This window comes from Kribbella swartbergensis (genome assembly GCF_054784135.1).
This window is the reverse complement of the sequence record NZ_BAAGPM010000008.1, coordinates 377,344-403,490: the sequence shown is the minus strand read 5'-3', so window position 1 is coordinate 403,490 and position 26,147 is coordinate 377,344. Positions and strand designations below refer to the sequence as shown.

General features: G+C 68.9%; 25 protein-coding genes. 15 read left to right on the top strand and 10 right to left on the bottom strand.

Translation table 11 applies throughout. The annotated features are described in order from the left end of the window. Positions 1-40 precede the first annotated feature (40 nt). From ACYVOK_RS05600 to ACYVOK_RS05590, 3 genes are all read right to left on the bottom strand, one after another. Positions 41-1,438 (bottom strand): S1C family serine protease, encoded by a 1,398-nt coding sequence (locus tag ACYVOK_RS05600; protein ID WP_460661151.1) that lies wholly within the window; start codon positions 1,436-1,438, stop codon positions 41-43. A gap of 101 nt (positions 1,439-1,539) precedes the next feature. After that, positions 1,540-3,138 carry a sensor histidine kinase gene (locus tag ACYVOK_RS05595; RefSeq protein ID WP_460661150.1) on the bottom strand — a complete coding sequence of 533 codons (1,599 nt, stop codon included), beginning with the start codon at positions 3,136-3,138 and terminating at the stop codon, positions 1,540-1,542. Beyond that, on the bottom strand, positions 3,135-3,827 hold the full coding sequence (locus ACYVOK_RS05590; protein ID WP_460661149.1) for a response regulator transcription factor: 693 nt from the start codon (positions 3,825-3,827) through the stop codon (positions 3,135-3,137). The genes ACYVOK_RS05595 and ACYVOK_RS05590 overlap by 4 nt, the downstream gene beginning before the upstream one ends. Positions 3,828-3,948: 121 nt before the next feature. Between ACYVOK_RS05590 and ACYVOK_RS05585 the strand changes: the two genes are divergently transcribed. Next, on the top strand, positions 3,949-4,947 hold the full coding sequence (locus ACYVOK_RS05585; protein WP_460661148.1) for an acetamidase/formamidase family protein: 999 nt from the start codon (positions 3,949-3,951) through the stop codon (positions 4,945-4,947). On the opposite strand, the gene ACYVOK_RS05580 is transcribed toward ACYVOK_RS05585, so the two are convergent. Then, positions 4,882-5,796 (bottom strand): DMT family transporter, encoded by a 915-nt coding sequence (locus ACYVOK_RS05580; protein WP_460661147.1) that lies wholly within the window; start codon positions 5,794-5,796, stop codon positions 4,882-4,884. The two genes, ACYVOK_RS05585 and ACYVOK_RS05580, sit on opposite strands and share 66 nt — an antisense overlap. A gap of 87 nt (positions 5,797-5,883) precedes the next feature. Between ACYVOK_RS05580 and ACYVOK_RS05575 the strand changes: the two genes are divergently transcribed. Both ACYVOK_RS05575 and ACYVOK_RS05570 read left to right on the top strand, forming a co-directional pair. Further along, positions 5,884-6,321 (top strand): Lrp/AsnC family transcriptional regulator, encoded by a 438-nt coding sequence (locus tag ACYVOK_RS05575; protein ID WP_460661146.1) that lies wholly within the window; start codon positions 5,884-5,886, stop codon positions 6,319-6,321. Between the two features lie 99 nt (positions 6,322-6,420). Beyond that, the gene (locus tag ACYVOK_RS05570) at positions 6,421-7,632 is read left to right on the top strand and encodes a pyrophosphate--fructose-6-phosphate 1-phosphotransferase (RefSeq protein ID WP_460661145.1); all 1,212 of its coding nucleotides are present in this window, start codon (positions 6,421-6,423) and stop codon (positions 7,630-7,632) included. Here ACYVOK_RS05570 and ACYVOK_RS05565 read toward each other — a convergent pair. Together ACYVOK_RS05565 and ACYVOK_RS05560 are read right to left on the bottom strand one after the other, a co-directional pair. Then, positions 7,629-8,078: a low molecular weight protein-tyrosine-phosphatase gene (locus ACYVOK_RS05565; RefSeq protein WP_460661144.1), complete on the bottom strand. Its 450-nt coding sequence runs from the start codon at positions 8,076-8,078 to the stop codon at positions 7,629-7,631. The two genes, ACYVOK_RS05570 and ACYVOK_RS05565, sit on opposite strands and share 4 nt — an antisense overlap. Beyond that, the gene (locus tag ACYVOK_RS05560) at positions 8,063-8,452 is read right to left on the bottom strand and encodes a phage holin family protein (RefSeq protein ID WP_460661143.1); all 390 of its coding nucleotides are present in this window, start codon (positions 8,450-8,452) and stop codon (positions 8,063-8,065) included. The genes ACYVOK_RS05565 and ACYVOK_RS05560 overlap by 16 nt, the downstream gene beginning before the upstream one ends. A 133-nt stretch (positions 8,453-8,585) precedes the next feature. Between ACYVOK_RS05560 and ACYVOK_RS05555 the strand changes: the two genes are divergently transcribed. Genes ACYVOK_RS05555 through ACYVOK_RS05520 form a run of 8 tightly spaced genes read left to right on the top strand, consistent with a single transcriptional unit; the run spans position 8,586 to position 17,593 of the window. After that, a complete protein-coding gene (locus ACYVOK_RS05555; protein ID WP_460661142.1) occupies positions 8,586-9,755 on the top strand; it encodes a DUF4185 domain-containing protein in 1,170 nt (389 codons plus the stop codon). Next, positions 9,752-10,459, top strand: coding sequence for a FadR/GntR family transcriptional regulator (locus tag ACYVOK_RS05550; protein ID WP_460661141.1), 708 nt, complete (start codon positions 9,752-9,754; stop codon positions 10,457-10,459). Before ACYVOK_RS05555 ends, ACYVOK_RS05550 begins: the two co-directional genes overlap by 4 nt. A 34-nt stretch (positions 10,460-10,493) precedes the next feature. Beyond that, positions 10,494-11,786, top strand: a complete 1,293-nt coding sequence (locus tag ACYVOK_RS05545; protein ID WP_460661140.1) for an ABC transporter substrate-binding protein — start codon at positions 10,494-10,496, stop codon at positions 11,784-11,786. Next, on the top strand, positions 11,783-12,703 hold the full coding sequence (locus tag ACYVOK_RS05540) for a carbohydrate ABC transporter permease (protein ID WP_460661139.1): 921 nt from the start codon (positions 11,783-11,785) through the stop codon (positions 12,701-12,703). Before ACYVOK_RS05545 ends, ACYVOK_RS05540 begins: the two co-directional genes overlap by 4 nt. Next, positions 12,700-13,524, top strand: a complete 825-nt coding sequence (locus ACYVOK_RS05535) for a carbohydrate ABC transporter permease (protein ID WP_460661138.1) — start codon at positions 12,700-12,702, stop codon at positions 13,522-13,524. Before ACYVOK_RS05540 ends, ACYVOK_RS05535 begins: the two co-directional genes overlap by 4 nt. 9 nt (positions 13,525-13,533) lie before the next feature. Beyond that, complete coding sequence (locus tag ACYVOK_RS05530; protein WP_460661137.1) at positions 13,534-14,298, top strand: SDR family NAD(P)-dependent oxidoreductase; 765 nt, start codon at positions 13,534-13,536, stop codon at positions 14,296-14,298. Positions 14,299-14,330: 32 nt separating this feature from the next. Next, positions 14,331-15,545, top strand: coding sequence for an enolase C-terminal domain-like protein (locus tag ACYVOK_RS05525; protein WP_460661136.1), 1,215 nt, complete (start codon positions 14,331-14,333; stop codon positions 15,543-15,545). Next, on the top strand, positions 15,542-17,593 hold the full coding sequence (locus tag ACYVOK_RS05520) for a glucosidase family protein (RefSeq protein WP_460661135.1): 2,052 nt from the start codon (positions 15,542-15,544) through the stop codon (positions 17,591-17,593). Before ACYVOK_RS05525 ends, ACYVOK_RS05520 begins: the two co-directional genes overlap by 4 nt. A gap of 137 nt (positions 17,594-17,730) precedes the next feature. On the opposite strand, the gene ACYVOK_RS05515 is transcribed toward ACYVOK_RS05520, so the two are convergent. Next, positions 17,731-18,402 carry a GntR family transcriptional regulator gene (locus tag ACYVOK_RS05515; RefSeq protein WP_460661134.1) on the bottom strand — a complete coding sequence of 224 codons (672 nt, stop codon included), beginning with the start codon at positions 18,400-18,402 and terminating at the stop codon, positions 17,731-17,733. Between the two features lie 180 nt (positions 18,403-18,582). On the opposite strand from ACYVOK_RS05515, the gene ACYVOK_RS05510 reads away from it, so the two are divergent. Together ACYVOK_RS05510 and ACYVOK_RS05505 are read left to right on the top strand one after the other, a co-directional pair. Further along, on the top strand, positions 18,583-20,175 hold the full coding sequence (locus ACYVOK_RS05510) for a phage tail tip lysozyme (RefSeq protein ID WP_460661133.1): 1,593 nt from the start codon (positions 18,583-18,585) through the stop codon (positions 20,173-20,175). After that, complete coding sequence (locus ACYVOK_RS05505; RefSeq protein WP_460661132.1) at positions 20,168-20,770, top strand: PEGA domain-containing protein; 603 nt, start codon at positions 20,168-20,170, stop codon at positions 20,768-20,770. The genes ACYVOK_RS05510 and ACYVOK_RS05505 overlap by 8 nt, the downstream gene beginning before the upstream one ends. A gap of 54 nt (positions 20,771-20,824) precedes the next feature. On the opposite strand, the gene ACYVOK_RS05500 is transcribed toward ACYVOK_RS05505, so the two are convergent. Further along, entirely contained in the window at positions 20,825-21,697 is an 873-nt protein-coding gene (locus ACYVOK_RS05500; protein ID WP_460661131.1) for a dimethylarginine dimethylaminohydrolase family protein, read from the bottom strand. A 142-nt stretch (positions 21,698-21,839) separates the two neighbouring features. Between ACYVOK_RS05500 and hisC the strand changes: the two genes are divergently transcribed. Beyond that, a complete protein-coding gene (gene hisC, locus ACYVOK_RS05495; protein WP_460661130.1) occupies positions 21,840-22,919 on the top strand; it encodes a histidinol-phosphate transaminase in 1,080 nt (359 codons plus the stop codon). Further along, complete coding sequence (locus ACYVOK_RS05490) at positions 22,916-23,635, top strand: SDR family NAD(P)-dependent oxidoreductase (RefSeq protein WP_460661129.1); 720 nt, start codon at positions 22,916-22,918, stop codon at positions 23,633-23,635. The genes hisC and ACYVOK_RS05490 overlap by 4 nt, the downstream gene beginning before the upstream one ends. A 220-nt stretch (positions 23,636-23,855) precedes the next feature. Here the strand turns inward: ACYVOK_RS05490 and ACYVOK_RS05485 are convergent, their stop codons facing one another. Then, positions 23,856-24,449 carry a hypothetical protein gene (locus tag ACYVOK_RS05485; protein WP_460661128.1) on the bottom strand — a complete coding sequence of 198 codons (594 nt, stop codon included), beginning with the start codon at positions 24,447-24,449 and terminating at the stop codon, positions 23,856-23,858. A 488-nt stretch (positions 24,450-24,937) separates the two neighbouring features. Further along, complete coding sequence (locus tag ACYVOK_RS05480; protein WP_460661127.1) at positions 24,938-25,882, bottom strand: EamA family transporter; 945 nt, start codon at positions 25,880-25,882, stop codon at positions 24,938-24,940. Positions 25,883-26,147: the final 265 nt, after the last annotated feature.

Genomic DNA, 26,147 nt, shown 5'->3' with positions numbered 1-26,147 from the left:
GGCGGCCGCAGTCCCGACCAGGGAGGGATGCCGGTGGGGGTCAGCCGGTGGGGTTGCCGTTGTCGGAGCCGAGGGTGGCGGTCACCGTCTGGGACTGGCCGTTGCGGGTGAAGGTGATCTTCACCTCGTCGCCCGGGCGGTGCGAACGGACCGCGGCGACCAGCGCGTCCCCTGACGCGATCACCTTGCCGTCCACAGCGGTCACCACATCACCCGCTTGCAGACCGGCCTTGTCCGCCGCACCGCCAGGCGTCACCTCGCCGAGGCGTGCTCCGTTCGGGAGCCCGTCGGATGACTGCGCGTCGCCGACCTGGACGCCGAGCCGCGCATGCGTGGCCTTGCCCTTGGCCACCAGCTCGTCGATGATCGGCTTGGCCTGGTCGATCGGGATCGCGAAGCCCAGGCCGATGTTGCCGCCTTCGGATTGTCCCGATCCTCCGGCGGTCTTGATCGCGCTGTTGATTCCGACCACCTGGCCGGCGAGGTCGATCAGGGCGCCGCCCGAGTTACCGGGGTTGATCGCGGCGTCCGTCTGAATGGCGGGGAAAACCGTCGTACTGCCCGGCTCGTCGTCGCCCGAGGTCACCGGCCGGTTCAGCGCCGAGACGATACCGCTGGTCACGGTCGCCTCCAGGCCGAACGGCGAGCCGATCGCGACCACACCCTGGCCGACGGCGAGCTTGCCGCTGCTGCCGAGGGTGGCCGGGGTCAGGTCGGTCGCCTCCGCCTTGATCACGGCCAGGTCGGTGAGCGGGTCGGTGCCCTTGATCGTGGCCGGGACCGTCCGGCCGTCGTTCAGGATCACCGAGATCTTGCCGCCGTTGCCCGCGCCGGCCACGACGTGGTTGTTGGTGACGATCAGGCCGTCCTTGCTGATCACGATGCCCGAGCCGGTCCCCGCGCCCTGCGACGTCGCGACCGCGATCTTCACCGTGCTCGGCAGCACCTTAGCGGCGGCGCTCTGCACCGAACCGTCCGGCGCCGTGGCAGGCGCGGCCTGGTTGCCGGTCAGCGGGGCAGTGACCGACGGGGAGCTGCTGGAGGTGTTGGTCGCGGAGTAGACGGCCGCGCCGCCCACACCGCCGGCGGTGCCGACCAGCAGAGCGGTGGCGGCGACCAGAGCCAGGCCGCGCCGCTTGGGCTTGGCCGGCGCCGCGGCTGCCGCGCTCGGCTGGGGCTGCGGACCGAAGGGCCAGTTCGGGCCCGGAGACGCCCCCTGATGCGGCCCCGGTGCCCCGAACTGGGGGTAAGCACCCCCGCCCGGGTGCTGACCCGGCCGCGGCTGCCCACCGGTCGGAGCGAACTGCTGCTGCTGATGCTGGCCGTAGCCACCCATCGGGAGCTGCTGCGTGCGCTCAGGCAACTGCTGCGTCCGCTCCGGCTGCTGCGGGTTCTGGCCCGGCTGGTTCTGCGGCTGCTGCGGCTGGTTCTCGGTCATGGCCCATACTCTGCTGGCCGGACCTGAGAAGGCCCTGAAGATCCCGTCAGAGCTGCCGAAGAACTCGATGAAGATCCCCTGAAGGATCAGTCAGCTCGGCGTCAACGCGTCTGGGTGGCGGCGTGCGGCAGCCACAGCGTGAACTGCGCTCCGCCGCCGGGGGCGTTGCGGGCGTAGATCATGCCGCCGTGCTGCTCGGCAGCGTGCTTCACGATCGCCAGACCCAGGCCGGAACCCGGCCGGCTGCGAGCCTCGCTGGAGCGGTAGAACCGTTCGAACACGTGCGGCAGGTCCGCCTCGGAGATCCCCGGCCCGGAGTCCGTCACGGTCAGCACCCCGTCCAGGAGCCGCACGGTGACGCGGCCGACCGGCTCGCCGTCGGGCCGTGCACCGGCGTCCTCGGGCACGCTGTACTTCGCGGCGTTGTCGAGCAGGTTCGTCACCGCCCGGCCGAGCAGCCGCTCGTCACCCCACACCGGGAACGGAGCGAGCTGGACGTCCCACTCCAGGCCCGGTGCGCGGCGCCGTACCTTGATCACCGCGTCCTCGACCACGTTCGCCAGCTCGATCAGCTCGGCGTTGCGCACCTGCGGGGTGTCGCGGGCGAGCTCGGTCAGGTCGCCGATCAAGGTGGTCAGCTCGTCCATCTGAGCACGTACGTCGTCCAGCAACTGCTGGCGATCCTCCGGACGGAGACCACCCCGCTTGTCCGCCTGGGCCAGCAGGTCCAGGTTGGTCCGGATGCTGGTGAGCGGCGTACGCAACTCGTGTCCGGCGTCACCGACCAGCCGCCGCTGGCGGTCCTGCGACCTCGCCAGCGCGGCCAGCATCGCGTTGAACGCCTGCGCCAGCCGGGAGATCTCGTCCGACCCCGTCACCGGGATCGGCTGCAGATCCTCCGTCCGGGCCACGTGCTCGGCCGCCCCGGTCAGGCGGGCCAACGGCCGCAGACCCGACGCGGCAACGGCGTTGCCGGCCAGTGCGGCCCCGATGACGCCGAGCAGACCGACGGCCCACAGCACGATCCCGAGGTTGTGCAGCGTGTGGTCGATCGGCCCGAGCGACTGAGCGACGACCAGCGCGGTGTCGTCGCCGAGTGGTACGGCGACCACGCGGTAATGCTGGTTGTTGGGCGATCCCGCGGTGCGGATGCTCGGCTCGTCCCCGAGCTCGGACCGCGCCACCGCCAGTTCTTCCGGGCCGATCGGCGGTAGGTACGACCGCGGGCTGCCCGCGGTGCGGCCGTCCCCGGCCAGCAGACCCATCCGGATGTCGGCGAGCCCCAGTGCCTCCGGAGGCAGGCCCTGCATGATCTCCGGGTTGGTCAGCACGGGGCCTTTGGCGGCAAGCGTGGTGCGCTGGATCAGGCTGTCGTCCAGGTTGCGGTACATCTGCTGGCGGACGGTCAGGTACGCCGCCACGCTGACGAACGCGACCGCCAGGCCGACCGCGACGGCGGCCAGCAGCGTCACACGGGCGTGCAGACTCAGCTGGTGCAGCTTCTGCTGCGCCCAGCTCTGGGTCCGGGCCGCGGTCGCGGCCATCCGGTTTCCGTTGCCGTTGGCAATGGGTTGGCCGGGACCCGGTGGGCCGCCGACCCGAGCGGGTGGCCGGCCGGGGGTACCGGGGTGCTGCGGGCCGGCCGGCTGGTTCGGGCGGTCGGCGTACGACGGGAAGTCGGAAGGGTCGGACGGGCTCACGGTGGGGTGTCTCTCAGGACGTAGCCGATGCCGCGGACGGTGTGGATGAGGCGCGGCAGGTTGTTCACCTCGGTCTTGCGGCGCAGGTAGCCGATGTAGACCTCGAGGGAGTTGGCGGTGGTCGGGAAGTCGTAGCCCCAGACGGCGTCCAGGATCACCGCGCGCTCGAGCACCCGGCGCGGGTTGCGCATCAGCAGCTCGAGCAGGGAGAACTCGGTCCGGGTCAGCGGGATCGCGATGTCACCGCGGTGCACCTCGTGCGCGTCCACGTCGACCACGAGGTCGGCGTACTGCAGCACCTCGCCGCGCTGGCTGCCCTCGCCGGGTCCGGTGCTGCGGCGCAGCAGGGCGCGCAGCCGGGCGAGCAGCTCCTCCAGCGCGAACGGCTTGGTCAGGTAGTCGTCGCCGCCGGCGTCCAGGCCGTCGACCCGGTCGGCCACCGCGTCGCGTGCGGTGAGCACCAGGATCGGCACGTTGTTGCCCGCGGACCGCAGGGCCTTGGTGGTCTCCAGCCCGTCCAGCCGCGGCATCATCACGTCCATCACCACGACGTCCGGCTCGACGTTGCCGATCACCGCCAGCGCCTCGGCGCCGTCGGCAGCAGTCACCACCTCGAAGTCGTTGAACTCCAGTGAACGGCGCAGCGAGTCCCGGACCGCCCGGTCGTCGTCCACCACCAACACCCGCATGCTCGTTCCCCGCTCACCTCGAAGTTCCACTCACGGCGAGCGTAGGCCGTCTGTTTGAGAATCGCCTGAGAACCCGCTGATCGCTCGCCAACCCCTCCCCAACACCTTAGGTTGGGCAGTCGTGGACGTCCTCGAATTCACCCCTGAGCCGACCGAGTACGCCTGGACCTTCGGCGGAGTGGCCCCGATCCGACGGGTCAGGCCCGGCACCGTCCTGCGGCTGTGGACCGAGGATGCGTACTGCGGCACCCTGCGCAGTACGTCGGACCTCGCCGGCGCTTCGCTGCGGATGCCGTTCGTGAACCCGCAGACCGGCCCGTTCTACGTCGAGGGCGCCGAGCCGGGGGACACGCTGGTGCTGCACTTCGTCGAGCTGACTCCGGCCCGGAGCTGGGGCGTGTCCACGACCATCCCGTTCTTCGGCGGTCTGACCAGCACCGACCGGACCGCGACGCTGCAGGACCCGTTGCCGGAGCGGACCTGGATCTACGAAGTCGACTCCGACAAGCAGACCGTCGGGTTCCAGGCCCAGAGCAACCAGCTGGAGATCGCGCTGCCGTTGGAGCCGATGCTGGGCACGGTCGGTGTGGCTCCGGCCGCCGGTGAGGCTCGCTCGTCGCTGGTCCCGGACATGTTCGGCGGCAACATGGACACCCCGGAGATGCGAGCCGGTGCTACCTGCTACCTCCGGGTGAACGTCGAGGGCGCGTTGTTCTCCGTGGGCGACGGTCACTACCGGCAGGGCGAGGGGGAGTCCTGCGGGACCGCGGTCGAGGGCGCGATGAACGTCGTACTGATCGTGGACCTGATGAAGACACCCGGACCGGTCTGGCCGCGGATCGAGAACGACGAGTACCTGGCTGTCGTCGGGTCGAGCCGGCCGCTCGAGGACGCCTGGCGAGCCGGACAGGTGGACATGGTCGGCTGGCTCGGATCCCTGTACGGACTGGACAAACTCGACGCCTACCAACTGCTCAGCCAGACCAGTGAGGTCCCGCTGGCCAACGTCGTGGACGTCAACTACAGCGTGGTCACCAAGGTCCCGAAGCGGCTGCTACCGGCGGCCGACGTCTACGGCGGCATCCACCGGCACCTGCGCGATCTTGCGGCGACGCTCTGACCTGCTGACGGCGACACCGACGAGGCACAGTGCACCGCCGGCCAGGGCAAGACCGGCCGGAGTCTCACCGAGGAACACCCAAGCCAGCAGGATGGCAACCATAGGCACCAGGTACGTCGTGGCGCCCATGCGACCCGCTGTCGTCCGGGACAACGCGTAGGCCCACGTCGTGAAGCCGAGCGCGGTCGGGAACGCACCGAGGTAGAAGACCCACCACAACGTCGCCGGCCGGGCCGCACCGATCTCATCGATGAGTGCAGGTGCGTACGGCAAGCAGACGACCGTGCCGATCACGCACGCGAGCCACGTGACCTGTGCGGCGGGCAGCCTACCCAGCAACGGCTTCTGGGTGACGACACCGACCGCATAGGACACGGCAGCGGTCACACACAGCAGCACGCCCCACGTCTCTGCGTGGCCGGTAGAGGTCGACAGCCCGATCAGGAGCACGCCACCGAAAGCAACCAGGCTGCCGACGAGCACCTGTCTCGGGAAGCCCTCGCCGAGGGTCAAGCCGGCCAGCAGTGCGACCAGCAGTGGCGCGATGTGCACGAGCATGGCCGCCGTACCCGCGTCGAGGCGCCGCTCGGCCGCGTTCAACGCAACGTTGTAGACGCCGAACCACAGCAGACCGCAGGCCAGCAGCAGCGGCCAGTCCCGCCGCTGCGGCCACCGGAACGGCTCCCGCTTCACCAGCAACAGCAACCCGAGCAGGACGCTGCCGACCAGCAGTCGGGCGAGTGACAACGGCCCGGCCGACAACTCGGTCCCGAGGTGGCGGATCGCCACGAAGGCCGAGGCCCACAGGACGACGGTGATACCGGCGGCGGCGAGGGCGGTGGGTTTCATGACGACAACCCTAAGAAGGTCAAATCAGAGGTACCATGACGAAACGGAGCCTGGGAGGCCGACATGCTTACCGAAACGAGAAGCGCAGTGCTGGATGAGTTGAATGTCCGGATACTCGAGGAGCTGACCGCCGACCCGCGGCTGCGGACCACCGAGCTGGCCCGCCGGCTGGGCGTCTCGACGCCGACCGTGCGCGAGCGGGTCACCCGGCTGGAGGAGTCCGGGGTGATCCGCGGTTACCGGCTCGACGTCGACCCCGCCGCGCTCGGCCACCCGGTCGCCGCCTGGGTCCGGCTCCAGCCAGGGCCTGGCCAGGTGTCCCGGATCGCCGAACTGGCCCGCAGTACGCCGGAAGTCGTCGAGTGCCACCGCATCTCCGGTGAGGACTGCTTCCTGATGCGGGTCCAGGTCGCCGCGATCGACAGACTCGAGGACCTGCTCGACCGCTTCGCTCCCTACGGCCGCACAAACAGTTCGTTCGTCGTCTCCACGCCGGTCCCGCCCCGCCCGGTCCCCCTCGGCTGACCCCGTCACGGTCCGAAAGGTGGGCCGAACCAGCGTCGAGAGTGGTCTGCATCACTACTCTGGTGGCGACTTCAGCGACCTTCGGAAGGACCCTGACCCATGGCTGCCGACAAGTCTGTCCGCAGAGTTGCCCTGCTCACCGCCGGCGGGCTCGCGCCCTGCCTGTCGTCCGCCGTCGGCGGGCTGATCGAGCGCTACACCGAAGTGGCGCCCGACGTGGAGATCATCGCCTACCTGAACGGCTACCACGGTCTGCTCAGCGGCCGGCACCTCGAGGTGACTCCCGACGTGCGGGAGAAGGCCGCCGTGCTGCACAAGTTCGGCGGCAGCCCGATCGGGAACAGCCGGGTCAAGCTGACCAACACCGCGGACCTGGTGAAGCGCGGCCTGATCGCCGACGGCCAGAACGCCCTCCAGGTCGCCGCCGAGCGACTGGTCGCGGACGGGGTCGACGTACTGCACACCATCGGCGGTGACGACACCAACACCACCGCTGCGGACCTGGCGGCGTACCTGCAGGAACACGACTACGACCTGACGGTGGTCGGCCTGCCGAAGACGATCGACAACGACGTGGTCCCGATCCGGCAGAGCCTGGGTGCGTGGACGGCGGCCGAGCAGGGCGCGCTGTACGCCCGCAACATCATCGCCGAGCACTCCTCGAACCCTCGGATGCTGATCGTCCACGAGGTGATGGGCCGCAACTGCGGATGGTTGACCGCGGCAACGGCCAACGCCTACCGGGACTGGTGGAAGCAGCAGGACTGGAACCCGGGCATCGGGCTGTCGGCGGGCCGCTGGGACGTCGACGCGGTGTATGTGCCGGAGGTGCCGATCGACCTGGACGCCGAGGCCGAGCGGCTCAAGGCGGTGATGGACCGCGAGGACTGCGTGAACATCTTCCTGTCCGAGGGGGCCGGGGTGCCGGCGATCGTGGCGGAACTGGAGGCGCGCGGCGAGACCGTCGCCCGGGACCCGTTCGGGCACGTGAAGCTGGACACCATCAACCCGGGTGCCTGGTTCGCCAAGCAGTTCGCCGAGCGGATCGGCGCGGAGAAGACGATGGTGCAGAAGAGCGGCTACTTCAGCCGCTCGGCCGCCCCCAACGACCGCGACCTCGCGCTGATCAAGGAGTGCACCGACTACGCGGTCGACGCCGCGCTGCGCGGTGAGAGCGGGGTGGTCGGCCACGACGAGGAGCGCGGCGACGAACTGCGCGCGATCGAGTTCCCGCGGATCGCCGGCGGCAAGGAGTTCGACCCGACCGTCGACTGGTTCGTCGACCTGAAGGCCGAGATCGGCCAGCCCTAGGTCATGGTGCGGAGGCGGCCGACCCACGCGTCGGCCGCCTTCTCGATCTGGTCCAGGACGTCGTCGAAGCCGTCGTCCTCACCGTAGTACGGGTCCGGTACGTCGACGTCCGCGAACAACTGGACCGTCCCGCCACGCCGGGTCAGCTCCGACAGGTGGCCCGAGTCCATCGCCAGCACCAGGTCCCGCTCACCGAACCAGTCGGTCCGGAACTGCTGCGCCTGGTGTGCGCTCCCGTCGTATCCACGCCTGCGCAGCGCCGCGGCGGCCCGCGGATCCATCGGGTCGCCCACGTGCCACCCCCCGGTCCCCGAACTGGTGACCACCACGTCGTCGATCCCGGCCTCGGCCAGCTTGGCCCGCAGCACCACCTCACCGATCGGCGACCGGCAGATGTTGCCCGAACAGACGATCTCCACCCGCCGCATCGTCAGCGGGTCTCCCACTTCTCCGGGAGTACGGCGTTCAGCAGCATGCCGACGACCGTGATCACCAGCGACCCGAGCAGCGCGGCCGGCCAGAAGCCGTCGACGTGGAACTGGACGTCCAGCTTCCCGGTGATCCAGGACGTGAGCAGCAGCATCGCGGCGTTGATGACGAAGATCAACAGGCCCAGCGTCAGGATGATGAACGGCAGTGACAGCAGTTTGACGATCGGCTTCACGATCGCGTTCACCAGGCCGAAGACGGCCGCCACGATCAGCAGGGTGAGGACCCGCCGGCCGGTGGTCGCGCCCTGGACGGTGATCCCGCTGACGAGCCAGGCCGCGATCGCCAGGGCGACGGCGTTGGCGAGCAACTTGACGATCACGTTCTTCATGGCGCCGATCCTCCCACCCCGTCGATAGCGCCGAGGTCCGGCACGCGCCCTGAGCGATCCCTGAGTCTTGACAGGCTAATGACCAAGTGATCTGATCATTTTCGCTCGTGAGGATCTGTCGGAGGGGACAAACGTGGTAGCCAACAAGTCACAGCCTGTTACGCGGCGGCTCCTGACCGCCGCGGCCGCGCTCACTCTGGTCGCCACCGGAGTCCCGGCTGCCCAGGCGGCTGAGCCGGGCGCCGCCGCCACGGCGGAGTGTGAGGCAGTACGGACCAACTGGACGGCTCAGGCGGAGCCGCACGCCGAGCCGGAGACTCTGCTCAACGACTACAGCGACACCGGCAAGGGCTGGACCGGTGGGGACAGCACCTACTCGGTCAAGCTCTCCGGCGGACGGACCGTGTGGATCTTCTCCGACACGTTCCTCGGCCCGGTGAACCCGGACGGCAGCCGTCCGACCACGACGCCGTTCCTCAACAACTCGTTCGTGGTCCAGCGCGGTGACTCGGTGAAGACCGTGACCGGCGGTACGTCGTCCAACCCGACCGCCCTGGTCCCGCCGCCGGCCAACGGCTGGTACTGGTTCGGTGCGGCGCAGACCAGTGACGCGGGCCGCAACCTCGATGTCGTGGCGCTGCGGTTCGAGAAGACCGGTCCGGGGCAGTGGGACTGGCGCTGGGCCAGCAACTACCTCGCCAGGTTCGACAGCGAGACGCTGAAGCTGAAGAAGCTTGTGTCGATCCCGTCGTCCGCCAACGTGCAGTGGTCAGGCTGGCTGCAGCGCGACAGCGGCTACACCTACATCTACGGTGTGGAAGACCTGGGCGCCTCCAAGTACCAGCACGTCGCCCGGGTCCGTGGTGACGACCTCCTCGCGAAGCCGTGGGAGTACTGGACCGGCAGCGGCTGGTCACCGGACGAGAAGGCCTCCGTACGTGTGCTGGAGGGTGTCGCGAACGAGCACAGCGTGACGCGGTGGCGCGACGGTTACGTGCTCGTCACGCACGACACCACCGAGTTGTTCAGCAAGCGGGTCCTCGCGTACTTCTCCTGCTCGCCGACGGGCCCGTTCGTCAAGCCGGTCGAGCTGTACCAGACCCCGGAGACCGGTGCGGACGGCAGCTACCAGAACGCCAACATCATCACGTACAACTCCCACGACCACCCGGACCGGCGCCGCGGCAACACGCTGCTGATCAGCTACAACGTCAACAGCCTCGACGCCAACACCGATCTGTACGCCGACGTCAGCATCTACCGTCCCCGTTTCGTCGCGGTGACTCTGGCGGCCACCCCATGAGTACTTCGGGTGGCGTCGTACGCCGAAGCCTGCTGGACGACCTGGCCACGTCCATGCTCGCGCTGATCGCGGACCGGAAGCTGTCGGCCGGCGACCAGTTCGAGTCGGTGCGGTCACTCGCCGACCGGTTCAAGGTCGCCGTACCGACGGTCCGCGAGGCGTTGCGTCGGCTGGAGGCGACCGGTGCCGTGGAGCTCCGGCACGGATCGGGCGTGTACGTCGGCCCGAACGTCGGCCGGCTGGTCCTGGCCAATCCGCTCGCGCTGGCACCGACGGCCGACCGCCTGGTCGAGCTGCTGCAGGCACGCGCGCTGATCGAGCCGCCGGTCGCCGCCCTGGCCGCACAGGTCCGGGCCGAAGGCGCTCTGGAGCAGATGAGCAAGGACCTCGAGACCGCGGCCGAGCTGATCGCGTCGGGTGATCACGCGGAGCTGGCCGAGATCAACATGGACTTCCACCGCTCCCTCGCGCAGGCGTCCGGGAACGCGACGCTGGCCGAGGTGGTCGAGTCCGTGACCGTGGTCAACGTCCGTGAGCAGCTGGAGATCCTGCACATCCACGGCGACCGGCAGACCGACCTCGACGAGCACCGGGCCATCTACGAGGCGGTCCGGGCCGGCGACCCCGAGCTCGCCGAGCGGCTCACCCGGGAACACCTCGACGGAGTCCTTGCCGTCATCAACAACCGCATCCAGCACCCCTGACGTTCAGCACCCTTGAAGCTGAGAGGACGCACCAATGCAACGCATCACCAACCGGAAGGCACTGACCGCGCTGGCGGTGGCCGGCGCGCTCGTGCTGTCCGCCTGCGGGGGCGGTGACGGCTCACCGGCCGCCAAGGGCGAGGACAAGCCGGTCGACTCGCTGAAGTTCTACAACGACAAGGGCGGCTGGAAGGACGCCTTCGTCCAGGTCGGCGCGGCCAGCAAGAAGGACATCGGGGTCGGGATGGAGCCGGTCGGCTACTCCGACTCCAACACCTACACCGCGTTCATCCGGTCGTCGTTCCGGACCAAGGAGAAGGCGGACCTGTTCACCTGGCACACCGGCAAGGAGCTGGAGGACCTGGTCGACCAGAAGCTGGTCGCCGAGACCACCGACCAGTGGACCAAGGCCATCGCCGACGGCAACATTCCCGAGCAGCTGAAGCCGTACTTCACCTTCGACGGCAAGCAGTACTGCGTCCCGCTGAACGCCGGCTACTGGGTCATGTACTACAACAAGGCGGTCTTCAAGAAGGCCGGGATCACCCAGACGCCGAAGACCTGGACCGACCTGCTCGCGGTCGCCGACAAGGTCAAGGCGGCCGGGGTGAAGCCGTTCTACCAGACCAACATCCTGTTCAGCTTCGTCTGGTTCGAGACCCTGCTGGCCGGCAAGGACCCGGACCTGTACGACGCCATCGCCGCCGGCAAGGCGAAGTACACCGACCCTGGCGTTGTCGAGGTGATGAACGACTGGAAGAAGATGATCGACGCCGGCTACTTCAGCGACCCGGGCTCGAAGACCGAGCCGCAGGCGCAGTTGAAGAACGGCGACGTCGCGATGATCAACTTCGGCACCTGGTTCAGCGGCAACTTGAACTCGCTGAAGATGAAGGCCGGTACCGACTACGACTTCTTCGTCATCCCGAACGTCAACCCGGCGCTGCCCAAGACCTCGATGATCTTCGAGACCGGCCCGGTGTGCTCGGCGGCCGGCAGCGAGCACTCCTCGACGGTGAAGAAGTGGACCGAGTGGTGGGTCACCCCGCAGGCGCAGACCGCCTGGGCGAACTCCCGCGGCGACCTGTCGTTCAACCCGAAGGCCGAGGTCAAGGACCCGAGCCTGGCCGCCTTGAACAAAGATGTCGGAGGCGGTGGCAGTGCCAGTTACCGGCTGATCAACCGCTGGTTCGAGGCCACTCCGGTCCCGGTCGCGAACAAGGCGCTCGAGGTGTTCGGCGCCTTCGTCACCAAGCCGGGCGATCCGATGCCGGGCCTGCAGAAGATCCAGGCCGAGGCGGACGCGTACTGGGCCAAGCAGAAGTGACCTCGACCATCGAGCGGCCGGCTGCCACCAAGCAGCCGGACACGGCGCAGCGGTCGGCGCGGACGGGTGCGCGAGTCGCACCGCTGTTCGGTCTGCCGGCCGCGGCGGTGGTCGCACTGCTGCTCTACCTGCCGTTCCTGTGGACGACGTACGTCAGCTTCACCGACTACGACGGCCTCGCGTCGCCGGTGTGGTCCGGGTTGGCGAACTACAAGGCGATGTTCAGCGACCCGGACTTGGTGGGGGCGCTGGTCAACACGCTGCTGTGGGTCGTCGGCATGGTGACCCTCCCGGTCGTGCTCGGACTCCTGGTCGCCGTACTGACGTACGGACACAGGTGGGGCACGTGGTTGCGGTTGCCGTTCCTGTTGCCGTACGCGATCTCCGGTGTGGCGGTGGGTGTGATCTGGGGGTTCGTACTGCAGCCGGACGGCGCGCTCGGCCAGGCGCTCGGGTTCTTCGGGCTGCCTGGTGAGCACACCGGCTGGCTGCAGGCCGGTCCGGGCAACACGCTGATGATGATCGTGGCAGTGACCTGGCAGGCGGCCGGTGTGAACGCCCTGCTGTTCGTGGTCGGGCTGCAGTCCATCCCGGCCGAGCCGCTGGAGGCCGCCCGGCTGGACGGCGCGGAGGGTTTCCGCCTGTTCCTGCACCACCTGTGGCCGCAGCTCCGGCCGATCACGACCGTGGTCATCGGGCTGTCGATCGTCGGAAGCCTGAAGACCTTCGACGTCGTGTGGGTGATGACCCAAGGCGGACCGGGTACGTCGTCGGAGACGCTCGCGCTGTCGATGTACAAGGAGACGTTCGTGTTGAACGACTACGGACAGGGCGCGGCGATCGCGCTGTTCCTGAGCCTGGTCACGTTCGCCGCATCGATTCTCTACCTGCGGTACCAACTGGGGGAATCGGAATGACCAAGACCTCCTCCGGCCCGGTCCGTACGGCGGTGCTCGTCGTCCTCGGACTGGTCTGGCTCGCCCCCGTCTACCTGCTGCTGGTGAACGCGTCCAAGGCCGTCGACGGGTATGACCCGGCGGCCGTGTGGAAGCCGGACGGGTTCTCGCTGTTCGCGAACTTCGGGGACGCGTGGACCAAGGCCGCGCTCGGCGACACCCTGGTGGCGACCACGCTCTACAGCGTGGTGGCGCCGGTGCTCGCGGTGCTGATCGGTGCGGCGGCCGGTTACGCGATCGTCGTACTGCGGCTGAGGCGCGGGTTCCTGTGGTTCGTGTTCATCTTCGGCGGGACGATCTTCCCGCTGCAGATGATCCTGATGCCGCTGTTCTCCGGGTACGCCGACTCCGGCCTCTACGACACCCGGGTCGGCATGGTCATCGTCTACACCGCGATCAGCGTGCCGTTCTCGGCGTTCGTGATGCGCAACTTCTTCACCGGGATCGCGCGCAGCGTGTTCGAGGCCGCGGTCGTCGACGGCGGCGGGCTGTTCCGGATCTTCCGCAGCATCTACCTGCCGATGGCCTGGTCGGCGCTGGCCGCGATCTTCATCCTGCAGGCGACCTTCGTCTGGAACGACCTGCTGCTCGGCCTGACACTGAGCCAGTCCGAGTCGGTCCGCCCGATCATGCCGGCCCTCACCGGCCTGCAGAGCACGTACGGCGGCGCCGCGCTGCCGACCGTACTCGCCGGCGGTCTGCTCGTCTCGCTGCCGACCGTTGTCCTGTTCCTGGCCGCACAACGCTTCTTCGCCCGGGGCCTCGCCCTCGGGCAGTTCTGAAAGGCGGATATGAGTCGCACAGTTGTAGTCACCGGTGGCGCCGCCGGGATCGGCCGCGGGGCGGTGGAACGCTTCGTGCAAGCCGGCGACAGGGTCGTCGCGCTGGACCGGGACACCGGGGCGCTCGAGGCGCTGCGCTCCGAGTTCGGTGACCAGGTCACCGGCATCCCCGTCGATGTCGGTGACCGCGGTGCGCTCGCCGCGGCCGCCCTGGAGGTCGACGAGGTCGACGCACTGGTCTGTGCGGCGGGCATCCAGCGGTACGGCACCGTGGTCGACACGTCCTACTCCATCTACGACGAGGTGATGGCGGTGAACGTCGGGGGCGTGTTCTTTGCCTGCCAGGCGTTCGTGCCACTCATCCCGCGCGGTGGCAGTGTCGTCGTGGTCGCGTCGGTGCAGGCGTATGCGGCTCAGAAGAGCGTCGCGGCGTACTCGATGGGCAAGGGTGCGCTGCTCAGCCTCGTCCGGGCGATGGCGGTGGACCACGCACCGGACGGGATCCGGGTCAACGCCGTCTGCCCGGGTTCGGTGGACACCCCGATGCTGCGGACCTCGGCCGCCCAGTTCGGCGGTGGGCGGTCCACCGACGACGTGGTCGCGGAGTGGGGACGGTCGCACCCGCTCGGCCGGGTGGCGACACCGGAAGAAGTTGCCGAGGTCATCCATTTCCTCACCTCGCCGGCCGCGGCCTTCGTGACCGGTGCGGACGTCAAGGTCGACGGCGGACTGACCGCGGGACTGGCCGTCGTACTGCCGGAGGACGAGAAGTGAAGCCGGACCCGGGCCGTGGGGCGGGGAAAGCAATGAGAATCGTCGACGTCCGGGCCACCACCGTCACGGTGCCGCTCGAGGCGCCGCTGCGGCACAGCAACGGTGCGCACTGGGGACGTTTCGTCCGGACCGTCGTCGAGGTCGAGGCGGACAACGGGCTGATCGGGCTGGGTGAGATGGGCGGCGGCGGACAGAGCGCCGAGGCCGCCGTCACCGGTCTCAAGGCCTATCTCGTCGGCCACGATCCGGCCCGTACCGAGGCGCTGCGCTGGATGCTCGCCAACCCGACCGCGAGCCTCTACAACAACCGGACCCAACTGCTGGCCGCGATCGAGTTCGCCTGTCTCGACCTGCAGGGCAAGCACCTCGGCGTACCCGTGCACGAGTTGCTCGGCGGCAAGGTCCGCGACAAGGTGCCGTTCGCCAGCTACCTGTTCTTCCGGCATCCGGCCGACGACGGCTCCGGGGAGATCCGCACCGCCGAGCAGTTGGTCGCGCACGCGCGGGCGCTGGTCGACGAGCACGGGTTCACCGTGCACAAGCTGAAGGGCGGCGTCTTCCCGCCGGACTACGAGCGCGAGTGCTTCCGCGCGCTGGCCCAGGCGTTCCCCGGGCACCGGGTGCGGTTCGACCCGAACGGCGCCTTCGGTGTCGAGGAGGCGATCCGGTTCGCCCGCGGCATCGAGGACCTCGACAACGACTACCTCGAGGACCCGACCTGGGGCCTGAACGGGATGCGCCGGGTGCGCGAGAAGACCTCGATCCCGCTCGCCACCAACACCGTGGTGGTGAACTTCGAGCAGCTCGCCGCCAACGTCCGCGACCCCGCGGTCGACGTGATCCTGCTCGACACCACGTTCTGGGGCGGCATCCGGCCCTGCATCAAGGCGGCCGGTGTCTGCGAGACGTTCCAGCTCGGCGTCGCCGTCCACTCCTCGGGTGAGCTGGGGATCCAGCTGGCCACGATGCTGCACCTGGGCGCCGTCGTGCCGAACCTGTCGTTCGCCGCCGACGCGCACTACCACCATCTGCGCGACGACATCATTGCCGGCGGCAAGCTCCCGTACGAGGGCGGCGCGATCGCCGTACCCGACGCGCCCGGGCTGGGTGTCGAGCTCGACCGCGACAAACTCGCCGAGTACGCCGAACTGTTCCGCGAACTCGGCCCGTATCCCTACGACCGGGACCCGACCAGGCCGGACTGGTACCCGCTGCTGCCGAACACCGATTGGGCCAACCCCTCATGACGATCCCCACCAGCGCCGACCTGGCGAGTGACGTCCTCACGCACACGTACGACGACATGTTCAACCCGCCGGGGTTGACCAACTTCCTGGGCACCGCTCAGGTCGATCTCGACGTGTTCGCGATCCGGAGCGTGAACTTCCCGCCGTACTCGCACGGCGACTGCATCACCGGGCAGCTGTACGTCGACGGACGGCTGGCCCGCTCGTACGGCGGAACCGTCGAGGTGGTGTGGCGCCCCGACTGCGTGACCCGGTCGACCATGGTCGACGGGCTCGAGCTGCGGACGACCACCGCCTGCGCACCCGGTCGCCCGGCAGTCGTCGTGCAGCTCGACCTGCAAGGCACACCCGGCCGGTCCGTCCGCCTCGGCTTCGCGCTGGCCAGTACGGCGACCCGGTCGGGGAGCGGCTGGTTGACGCCGGAGCCGCCGTCGGAGCCGAACACACTGACCGCGGCCGGCGGTCGTGTCGTCGGGACAGGGGAATCCGGGTCCGCGGTGAGTCTTCAAGGGCTCGACGTACCGGCGGACGTGAACCGGGCGATGCTCGAGGCAACGGTTGTGCTGGATGCTTCTGGCCGGGCAAGGGTCGGGTACGTGCACGTCCTGGCCGGTTCGTTGCCTGAGGCCACGGAGCACTTCGACGCGTGTGTTGCCGACGTCTCGGGTGTGTTCACCGCGGCCGAGGCGGCGTGGGACAAGGCGTTGGCGGATGCCTTCGACCCGGCGAGCGACGGGTTCAGCGGGTCGCTGCCGATCCTGGAGACGTCGAACGAGGCGCTGCGGAAACTCTACTGGTGGGGCGTCCTCGGGGTGATCTGGTTCCGCCGGGACAACCCGGCGAGTGTGCTCGGGCGGACGTACGACACGTTGATGCCGCGGTACTGGCAGACCACGACGTTCATCTGGGACTACAGCCTGTCCTCGCTGACCCATGCACTGCTCGACCCGGAGCCGATGCGGAAGCACATCGAGCACTGGATCGATCTGGACATTCACAAGCACTTCGGCACCGAGTGGCTGACCGGTGGGCCGGTCGGTTACTGGTACTCGGTCAACGACTTCGCCATGACGCGGCTGGTGCGGGACTACGTGCGCTTCACCGGGGATGCCGCGTTCCTGGACGCTCCGGTGGGTGAGAAACCGGTGGCGGAGCACCTGCACGACTGGGCGACCGCCTGGCGTGGACTGCGTGGTCAGCACGCGCTCGCGGACTACGGCGGGATCGACAACCTGCTGGAGTGCGTGAGCAGCTACGTGCACGAGGTGGCGAGCTTCAACGCCGCCAACGTCTGGTGCCTGCGGGTCGCCGCCGAGATCGCGTCCCGCTCGGGTGACGACGATCGTGCGGCCCTGTTGCGCAAGGAGGCCGACGAGCAGGCCGGGCACGTCAACGAGCTGTACATCGAGGGCGCCGGTTTCTGGCACGCACGCCAGCCCGACGGCTCACTGGTCCCTGTGCGGCACTGCTACGACTTCAACATCGTGGGTACGACGATGGCCGACGACCTCTCCGCGTCGCAGCGGGCCGAGATGGTCGGCTTCTTCCAGCGGGAGTTGCAGACCCCCACCTGGATGCGGGCGCTGTCGCCGTACGACGCCGATGCAGCCTTCAGCGTGCGGCCGGATCACCAGTGGAACGGCGCCTACCCGGCCTGGCCGGCCGACGCCGGGCGGGCGTTGTTCGCGCTCGGGCGTGGCGACGTCGTACTGGACTGGCTGCCGGGTCTGGCGCGCACGGCGAACCAGGGGCCGTGTGGTCAGGCGCACTTCGTCGAGGAGGCCGCTCCCGCGATGGCTGGTGGTGCGCGGAAGTCCCCGCCGCAGTTCCCGTACCTGATCGACTGGTCGTGCTCGTCGTCCGGCTCCTGGGTCAGCCTCATCCTGGAGGGCGTCTTCGGTGTCGAGGTCGCGCTGGACGGCACGGTGACCGCGAACCCGCAGGTCAGCGCCCTGGACCCCGACGCCCGCCTGACCGGCCTCCGCGTCGGCTCGACGACCTACACCATCACCGCCACCGGCCTCGAACCAACCCCACCCCCGAACTAGCCCCCGTCCATCCTCTCCCCATCTCAGGAGTCAACCCCGCGGTTGGTGGGTTGGACCCTCGGATTTCGGGTCCGCAACCCACAAGCTCAGGGGTTGACCCCTGAGACGTTCGGGGCGGGCGGGGCCGGCGCGGGTCGTCAGTTGCTCGGTGGGGTGGCGATGGCTTCGAGGAGGGACTCCTGGGCGCCGGCGAGATGGCGGCGGAGTTCCTCCACGCATTCGTCCAGCTCGCCGCGTTCCAGCAGGCGGACGAGTTTGCGGTGCGAGGCGACCTGCTGGCGCGCGTCCTGGCGGAGGGCGTCCACCCGGGCCAGCGCCAGCCGGGCCTCGCCGGTGACCGCGTCCGCCGTCGCGATCAGCCGCTCGCTGCCGGTCAGCGCGACCAGGCTGCGGTGGATGGCGAGGTGCGTCTCCGTCATCGCCTCCGGGTCGGCGCCGTCCTTCGCGGTCGCGGCGAAGGTCCGCATCGCCTCCCTGACCCGCTCCCGGGCCGACTCGTCGGCGTCGAACCAGGCCCGGATCCCGGCCGACTCCAGCACGAACCGGGCCTTGCAGATGTCCGCCACCGCCTCCGGCTTCAGGATCGCGACGCTGACGCCCTTGTTCGGCTCCCGGATCGCCAGCCCCTCGGTGACCAGCGTCGTCATCGCCTCCCGAACGGTGCTCCGGGCAACCCCCAGCGCCTCGGCGAGCGGCTGTTCGCGCAACGGCGTACCCGGCTCGAGGTCGCCGGCGAACATGGCGGCGCGCAGCGCGTCGACCACCCGGTCCACCGTGGTCGAGCGGTCCACCCGCAGCCGTTCGTACATGGGAAGATTCTCGTCCAGTCAAGGTCCGTTGTCGCGCGCGCCCCGGTGGTTGGCGCCCACCCCGCCCGGCCTGTGGATAACTCTCGACACGATGACCCGGTTTTCCGGCAGCATTTTCCCCAGTGACCGCCCCTCTCCACGACCGGCGTGGAGGGCCACTGAGCCAGCGAGGAGCCGACCGTGGGTGACAGCAAAGCACTGCCGATCCTCGGCGGCGTCATGCTGGTCCTGTTCCTGCCCCTGCTGATCGTGATGGCCCTGATCCTCGGCGGCCTGGCCGGCCTGGAGACCGCCGCGGCCGACTGCGTGCCGACCCAGACCGAGGGCAAGGCGTTCGCCTGGCCGACCGACCGGCACGAGGTCGACCAGGGCTGGTCCGAGCCGGACAGCGAGGGCAACAGCCACTCCGGGATCGACTTCGACGTCGACGAGGGCAGCAAGGTCTACGCGGCCGAGGACGGCGAGATCGTCTCCACCTCGGACAACGAGGTGCGGATCAGACACGACAGCGGTGTCGAGACCCGGTACAAGTACTTCAAGGACATCATGGTCCGGGTCGGCCAGAAGGTGAAACGCGGCCAGCAGATCGGCACCTCCGGCTCCGGCAGCGAGGGTACGCCCGGCCTGAGCGGCTCCCACCTGCACTTCGAGCTGTGGATCGAGAAGGAGCGGGGCAAGCCGCTCGAGGAGGTCGACCCGAAGAACGACTCCTTCGGCGAGGACGCCGAGGAGAGTGACAGCGGCTGCGGCTGCAGCACCCTGGTCGGGTCGAACAACCAGCAGAAGGCGTTCAATTACTTCGTCTCGAACGGGTACTCCAAGGAGCAGTCGGCCGGGATCGTCGGCAACATGATCCACGAGTCCGGCGTCGAGCCTGGCCGGAAGGAGGGGACCCCGCCGGGGAAGGTCACCAACCCGTCCGACGTGGTCGAGTTCTCCGGCGGCTGGGGCATCGTCCAGTGGACTCCGGCGGGCAAGATGATCAAGCCGTCCCGCCAGGCCGGCGTCGACGACGCGACGATCGCCTCGCTGGAGTACCAGCTCGAGTTCCTGAAGAAGCAGCTGGCCGGTGAGACGGCGATCCCGGAGAAGCACGCCGGCGACATGCTCAAACAGGCCACCACCGCCGAGGACGCCGCGGTTGCCTTCGGCCGCTACTACGAACGCTTCCTGGGCTCGAACGACCCCAGCCACCCGCGGTACGCCCAGCGCAAGACCGCGGCCCGGGAGGTCCTGAACACCTTCGGCGGCGGGGCGACGTCCGACGGTAGTGGTGGTGGTTGTGGCGCCGGCAACGGCGACATCGTCAAGACGGCGCTGCAACTGGCCTGGGACACTCCCGGCCACGGATTCGACCCCAAACCCGGCTACGCGGAGGCCCAGCGCAAGTACAACGGCTCCACCGGGTACAACGAACTCACCGACTGCGGTGTGTTCGTGGCGACGGTCATGGTGATGAGCGGGGTGGACAAGGACTACGTCCGGCGCCTGACGAGTGCGCAGCGCGAGTACGTGCGAAACTCGCCGAAGTACCAGGTGTTCGAGAATCTCACCAACGAGGGCCAGTTGAAGCCCGGCGACATCTTCGTCCACAACGGGCACACCTTCATCTACACCGGCAACTACAAGGGCGGTGACGGGAAGACCTACAACGCGGCGTCCGCCTCGCTCAACGGCCACGTGCCGGAGGCGACCCACGTGTACTTCTCCGACTCGCGCGGCCACTACACCGTGGCCCGGATCAGGCAATCAGGAGCTCCGACTGATGGATGAGAACCGGCGGCTGTTCATGCTCAGCGGCACGGTCGTCGTGGTCGCGCTGATCGTGCTCGGCGGCTACCTGGTGTTCCGCGGCAACCCTGAGCACACACTGACCGTGAAGTCGATCCCGAACGACCTGACCCTGACGCTCGACGGTCAGCAGATCCCGGCCAACGGCGAGGTCAAGGTGAAGGCCGGCAGGCACACACTGACCGGTGAGCGGCGCGGGTTCCAGAGCTACACCCAGACCGTCGACATCCAGCAGGACTCCAGCTACAAGATGTTCCTGTTCTCGAACAGCGCCGAAGGCCGCGCCTGGGAGAAGGCCCACCCGGAGGAGCAGATGGAGGCCGAGGCCGAGGCCGGCCGCCGGTTCGACGAGCTCAACGCCCGGCTCGAGGCGAAGTACCCGATCCTCCAGGAGCTTCCGTACATCGGCCCCGGGTTCACCGTGAACCAGGGCGTCTCCCAGCAGCACCCCGGCGACCCCGAGTACCTCGCCTTCTACATCAAGATCACCGACTCCGAAGGCAAGAAGAAAGCCCTCGAATGGCTCAACGGCCACGGCTACAAACCCGAAACCCTCGAACTCATCTACACCAAGTAGCCCCGGCCGTACGACGGTGGCCTCGCGGCGACCGCCGTACGGCCGGGAACGTGGTCAGGCGGGGAGGATGACTTCGCCGCCGGGGATGGCGGCCGGGGTGAGGTCGAAGTCGAGGGGGTTGGTGAGGCAGCGGGCGGAGCCGCCGCCCTTGTGGAACTCGGTCAGGTCCAGGACGACGACGCGCAGGCCGAGGCCGGTGAGGATCTCGTGCAGGCGCGGTGAGCAGGCCGGCATGATGATCGTCTCGTTCACCACGATCGAGTTGCCGCTGAACGCGAACGCCTCCTCGTCGGTGAGCACGATCGGGTCCGGCACGATGGCGAACAGTTCCGCCTGGCTCGCCTCGTCGAACGCCGCCGGGTAGACCATCGCGTGGGTGCTGTCGACCGGGCAGAACGGCAGGTCGAGGTGGTACATCCCCTCGTGCGTGATCCGCAGCCCGCGGACCCGGATGCTCCACTCGGTCGCCAGGTGCTTGAGCGCCTCCGCCTCGGTGCGCGGTCCGTACCCGACGACGAGGCTGTCGCCGAACACGAACGCGTCCCCGGACTCGAAGTGCGGCCCGACACCGTCCGACCCGGGCCGGCTGAGCGCGAATCCGTGACCGGTGAACCAGTCGCCCGCGGTCAGCGACTCCTTCCGCCGCGGCTCGAACCGCATGTGCGACAGCATCGCCCGGCCGTCCGCGGTCGCCAGCCCGAGGTTCATCGCGTACACCATGTCCGGTGAGTCCGGCCGCTGCGTGAGCACCTCGACCTCACCGCCGGCGTCGACGATCGCCTGCCGCAGCGACTCCCACTGCTTCAGCGTCAGCTCGGGATCCGGCTGGTCGTGGGTCGACATGTAGGGGTTGATCACGTAGTCGATCCGGAAGTGGTCCGGGCGGACCATCAGATACCGACGACCCCACTCCAGCGCCTGACCCATGACCACCCCTTCACTCTCGTCTGATCCCCTGATTGTCCGACAATCAGTCAGTTTGCAGGCCGGAGTTCGGCGAGTCAAACGGGTGGGGCAGGCCACGTTCGGGAGGGTGGTTCGGACGAGGGGTTGGGGCTAGCCTGCGGGCATGAGCGCTGAGGATGTGGTTCGGTTCCGCGCGTGCCTGGACGATGTCGCGGCTTACAAGCCCGGTCGTCCGCCCGTGCGCACCGACGGCCGGCCGACGTACAAGCTGTCGAGCAACGAGAACCCGTACCCCCCGCTGCCCGGCGTGCTCGCGGCCGCCACCGAGGCGGCCGCGCAGATGAACCGCTACCCCGACATGGGTGCGGTCGACCTGCTCGAGGCGCTGTCCGCGCGGTTCGGCGTGCCGACCGGGAACCTCGCCGTCGCGACCGGATCCGTTGCGCTGCTCTACCACCTGCTGCAGGCCGCGTGCTCCGAGGGTGACGAGGTCGTCTACGCGTGGCGCTCGTTCGAGGCGTACCCGATCGCGGTCCAGCTGACCGGCGCGACGTCGGTCCAGGTGCCGCTGACCGGCGACGCCCGGCACGACTTCAAGGCGATGGAGGCCGCGCTCACCGAGCGGACCAAGGTCGTCCTGGTCTGTACGCCGAACAACCCGACCGGCCCGGTGGTACGGCGCGACGAGCTGCTCGCGTTCCTGGACGTCGTACCGAGGAACGTCCTGGTCGTGATCGACGAGGCGTACCGCGAGTTCGTCCGCGAGCCCGACGTCATCGACGGGATCGACGTCTACCGGGACCGGCCGAACGTGGTCGTCCTGCGGACCTTCTCGAAGGCGTACGGCCTGGCCGGCTTCCGGATCGGGTACGCCGTCGGGCACGAGCCGGTCGTGACGGCGATCCGCAAGTGCGCGCTGCCGTTCGGCGTCAGCCACGTCGCGCAGGCCGCCGCGATCGCGTCGCTGGCCGCGGAGGAGGAGTTGCTGGAGCGGGTCGACGCACTGGTGACCGAGCGGATGCGGGTGGTCGCCGAACTGCGCGCAGCCCGGTGGGACGTGCCGGAGACGCAGGCGAACTTCGTCTGGATGCCGCTCGGCGACGACACCGTCGCGTTCGCGGAGGCGGTCCAGGCCGAGGGCGTGTCGATCCGGCCGTTCCCCGGTGACGGCGCCCGGGTCACGATCGGCGAGCCCGAGGCGAACGACCTGTTCCTGTCCGTCGCCCGCGCCTGGCGCCAGTGACCTCCCTGATCTGGATCTCCGGCGCGTCGGCCGGGATCGGAGCGGCCCTGGCCGCCTCGGTGCCGTACGACGACGCACGCGTGATCGACCTGTCGCGGCGCGGCGGTGGACCGGCCGAGCACTTCAGGGCCGACCTCTCGGATCCGGCCGACTGGGTGCGGGTGGACCAGCACTTCCGGGACGAGCTGACCGGGTACGACGGTGACCGCGTGGTGTTCATCCACAACGCCGGGACGGTCACGCCGATCGGGCCGGCCGATCGCGTCGACGGGGACGAGTACACCCGCGCCGTCCTGCTGAACTCGGCGGCCCCGCAGGTCCTCGGACGGGCGTTCCTGGACGCGAGCGCCGGTCTCGACTGTGAGCGCCACCTGGTGGTGCTGTCGTCCGGTGCGGCGAGGACCGCGTACGCCGGCTGGTCGTCGTACAACGCGGGAAAGGCCGCAGTCGAGCACTGGGTCCGCACGGTCGGCGCCGAGCAGGAGAGCCGGCCGAATGGGTGCCGAGTCGTCGCGGTCGCTCCCGGCGTGGTCGACACCGCGATGCAGTCGGAGATCCGGGCGACCGACGAGGAGGATTTCCCGACCGTCGCCCGATTCCACGAACTGAAGAACACCGGTGCCCTCAGCACCCCGGCGGAAGCCGCCGCCGGCATCTGGTCGCTCCTCACGCGCGACGTCCCCAACGGAGCCTGTGTCGACCTGAGAGACCTGTAGCTCGGGAGATGCCAACTGGGCACCTGCACCGCCCGGCGGTGACGACGCGCAGGACCCCCAGAACAGACGAAACGCCCGGCCCGCGCTGGGACGGGGGCCGGGCGTGACAGCGGCGCCGGGAGGAGTGAGGCTTGCTCCCGGCGCCGCTGGTGGTGCTACCGAATCAGTCACCCCACCGAGGTGACTCTTTCGGGCCCTGCATCACTGACCAGGGAGGAGGTCAGTTGTCCTGCTCGGAGTCCAGCTCGCAGGTCTTGAGAACGTCGACGGAGTTGCCGTCGTTGCCCAGACCCAGGACGCCCGCCAGGTCGCTGACCGGCACCTGCCCACCGACGGCGTTGATCGGCACGTCGTTGTGGCAGACCTGGAACGGACCCACGTTGTTGCGGCTGACGGACACGAGGCCGTCGTCACCGACGCGGTACCACTTGCCGTTGTTCTGCTCCGAGTCCAGCTCGCAGGTCTTGACGGCGGTGGCGCTGTTGCCGTCGTTGCCGATGCCGACGATGCCGGTGATGTCGGTGACGGGCACCTGGCCGCCGACCGCGTTGATCGGAACGAAGTTGTGGCAGGCCTGGAACGGGCCGATGTTGTTGTTGTCAACGGAGACGAGCGAGCCGTCGCCCTTGACCCAGTACCAGTGCTTGCCGCCCTTGTAGCCCTTGCTGGCCAGCGAAGCCGCGTCGGCCAGACCGGTGTCCGCAGCCTTCTTCTGGGTGTCGTCGAGAACGTTCGCGCTCACGACGGTGGCCAGGCCCAGCGTGGCGACCGTCGCCACGGCCGCGGCAGCGGCGATCTTGCGAGTTACCTGCATTATGCCAGGTTTCCTTTCGGGTTTGACGGATTCGTCTTAGTGGTAACGACACCTGGCAGGGCCGGTTACAAACTTTTTCGTCAACTATTGTGTTCCCGCCCGACCCCATAGCCGGCGCATGATGGGTTTGCTGACGAGGCAACGAATCACCCGTGACCAGGCAACTTGCCGGTAACCAGGCGGGTTGAAGCGGTCCTCATTTTTTGTCGCCGGCGGCGTAACCGATGCCGCCGTACCTCGTTGAGTCAGCGCGGGTGACGGATGAACCCGGTGATTCGGAAGATTGTTTTCGGTGGTCTCGGTGGTCGCCGAATTGGCAATACCATGATGAATCGGAATGTCGTTGGAACCTTTGCCGGAGTTTCGCGCCGTGTTTTTTCGGGGCAGGGTGCCGGCCGGCAACCAGGTCCCGCTGCCGCGCGCATCGGCAGCGGTGGGAGACCCGGGTCCTCAGCGGCCCGGGTTCTTCCTTGTCCGGGCCCGTTCGGTCAGGACGCGCTGGTCCGGCGTTCGGCCGTCACCACCAGCGCGACGCCGAGGATGATCACCGCGCCGCCGATCAGGATCTTCCAGGTGACGTGCTCGCCGAGGATCAGCCAGCCGAGCAGTACGGCGACCGCCGGGTTCACGTACGCGTAGGTGCCGATCAGCGAGATCGGCGCGTTCGCCAGCAGATAGCTGTACGCCGTGTAGGCGAGCAGCGAACCGAACGCGATCAAGTACCCCAGCGCGATCCACCCCGGCGTCTCGATCCGGCCCAGGTGGAGCCGCCCGGGCTCGCCGAGCAGTACGCCGAGCAGCAACATCGCCGTACCGCCGAAGGCCATCTCGTAGAGCGCGGCCACCAGCGGGTCGCGCGGCAGGCCCAGGCGCGGGGAGAACCGCGAGCCGATGGCCCAGCAGATCGTGCCCACCACCAGGATCGCCACCGACATCGGCTTCGCGCTCGTGTCGCCGCCGGACAGGGCGAGCAGCGCCACGCCGGCGAACCCGATCAGTACGCCGCCCCACGTGAGCGCCCGCGGGCGATCGCCACCGGCGACGCGGAGCAGCATCAGCCACAGCGGGATCGCGGCGACCAGCAGCGCGGCCAGCCCGGACGGCACGGTCTGCTCGGCGACCGCGACCGCGCCATTGCCGAAGGCAAGGAGCAGGAGGCCGACGACGGCCGCGCCGAACGCCTCCTGCCGGGTCACCCGCAGCCGCCGCGGGCCCGACTTCAGGCCGAGGAAGGCGGCCAGCAGGACGGCGGCGATCAGGAACCGGGCCGACATGCCGAGCATCGGCGGGATGTCCGCCTCGACGACCACCCGGATGGCCAGGTAGGTGGAGCCCCAGACGACGTACACGACCCCGAGCGCGGACCAGATCATCGCCGGGGACGCCTGGCGGCCACCGGATTCGGGCAGTACGGCGGGGGAAGCGGAGGCCATCCTCGTCCTCACTGTCATGGGTGTAATGCAAGAACAGTCATTACGCTAGATCCGGTCCCGGAGTCGCGCAAGCGGGTTTCCGGTCAGCAATCCGCTGTATCCGGCCAGCGCGGTGTCGCAATCGGTACGGAGTTGTGACACTTGTCATCCGACGTACCGATTGCCTGTCACATGAGCGGGACGATATGACCAGTTGCTGGACTGGTGTCTCACCCGAGGACCGGTTTCGGTACCGGCGTACCCGCTCGCGTCCAGACAGTTAGCG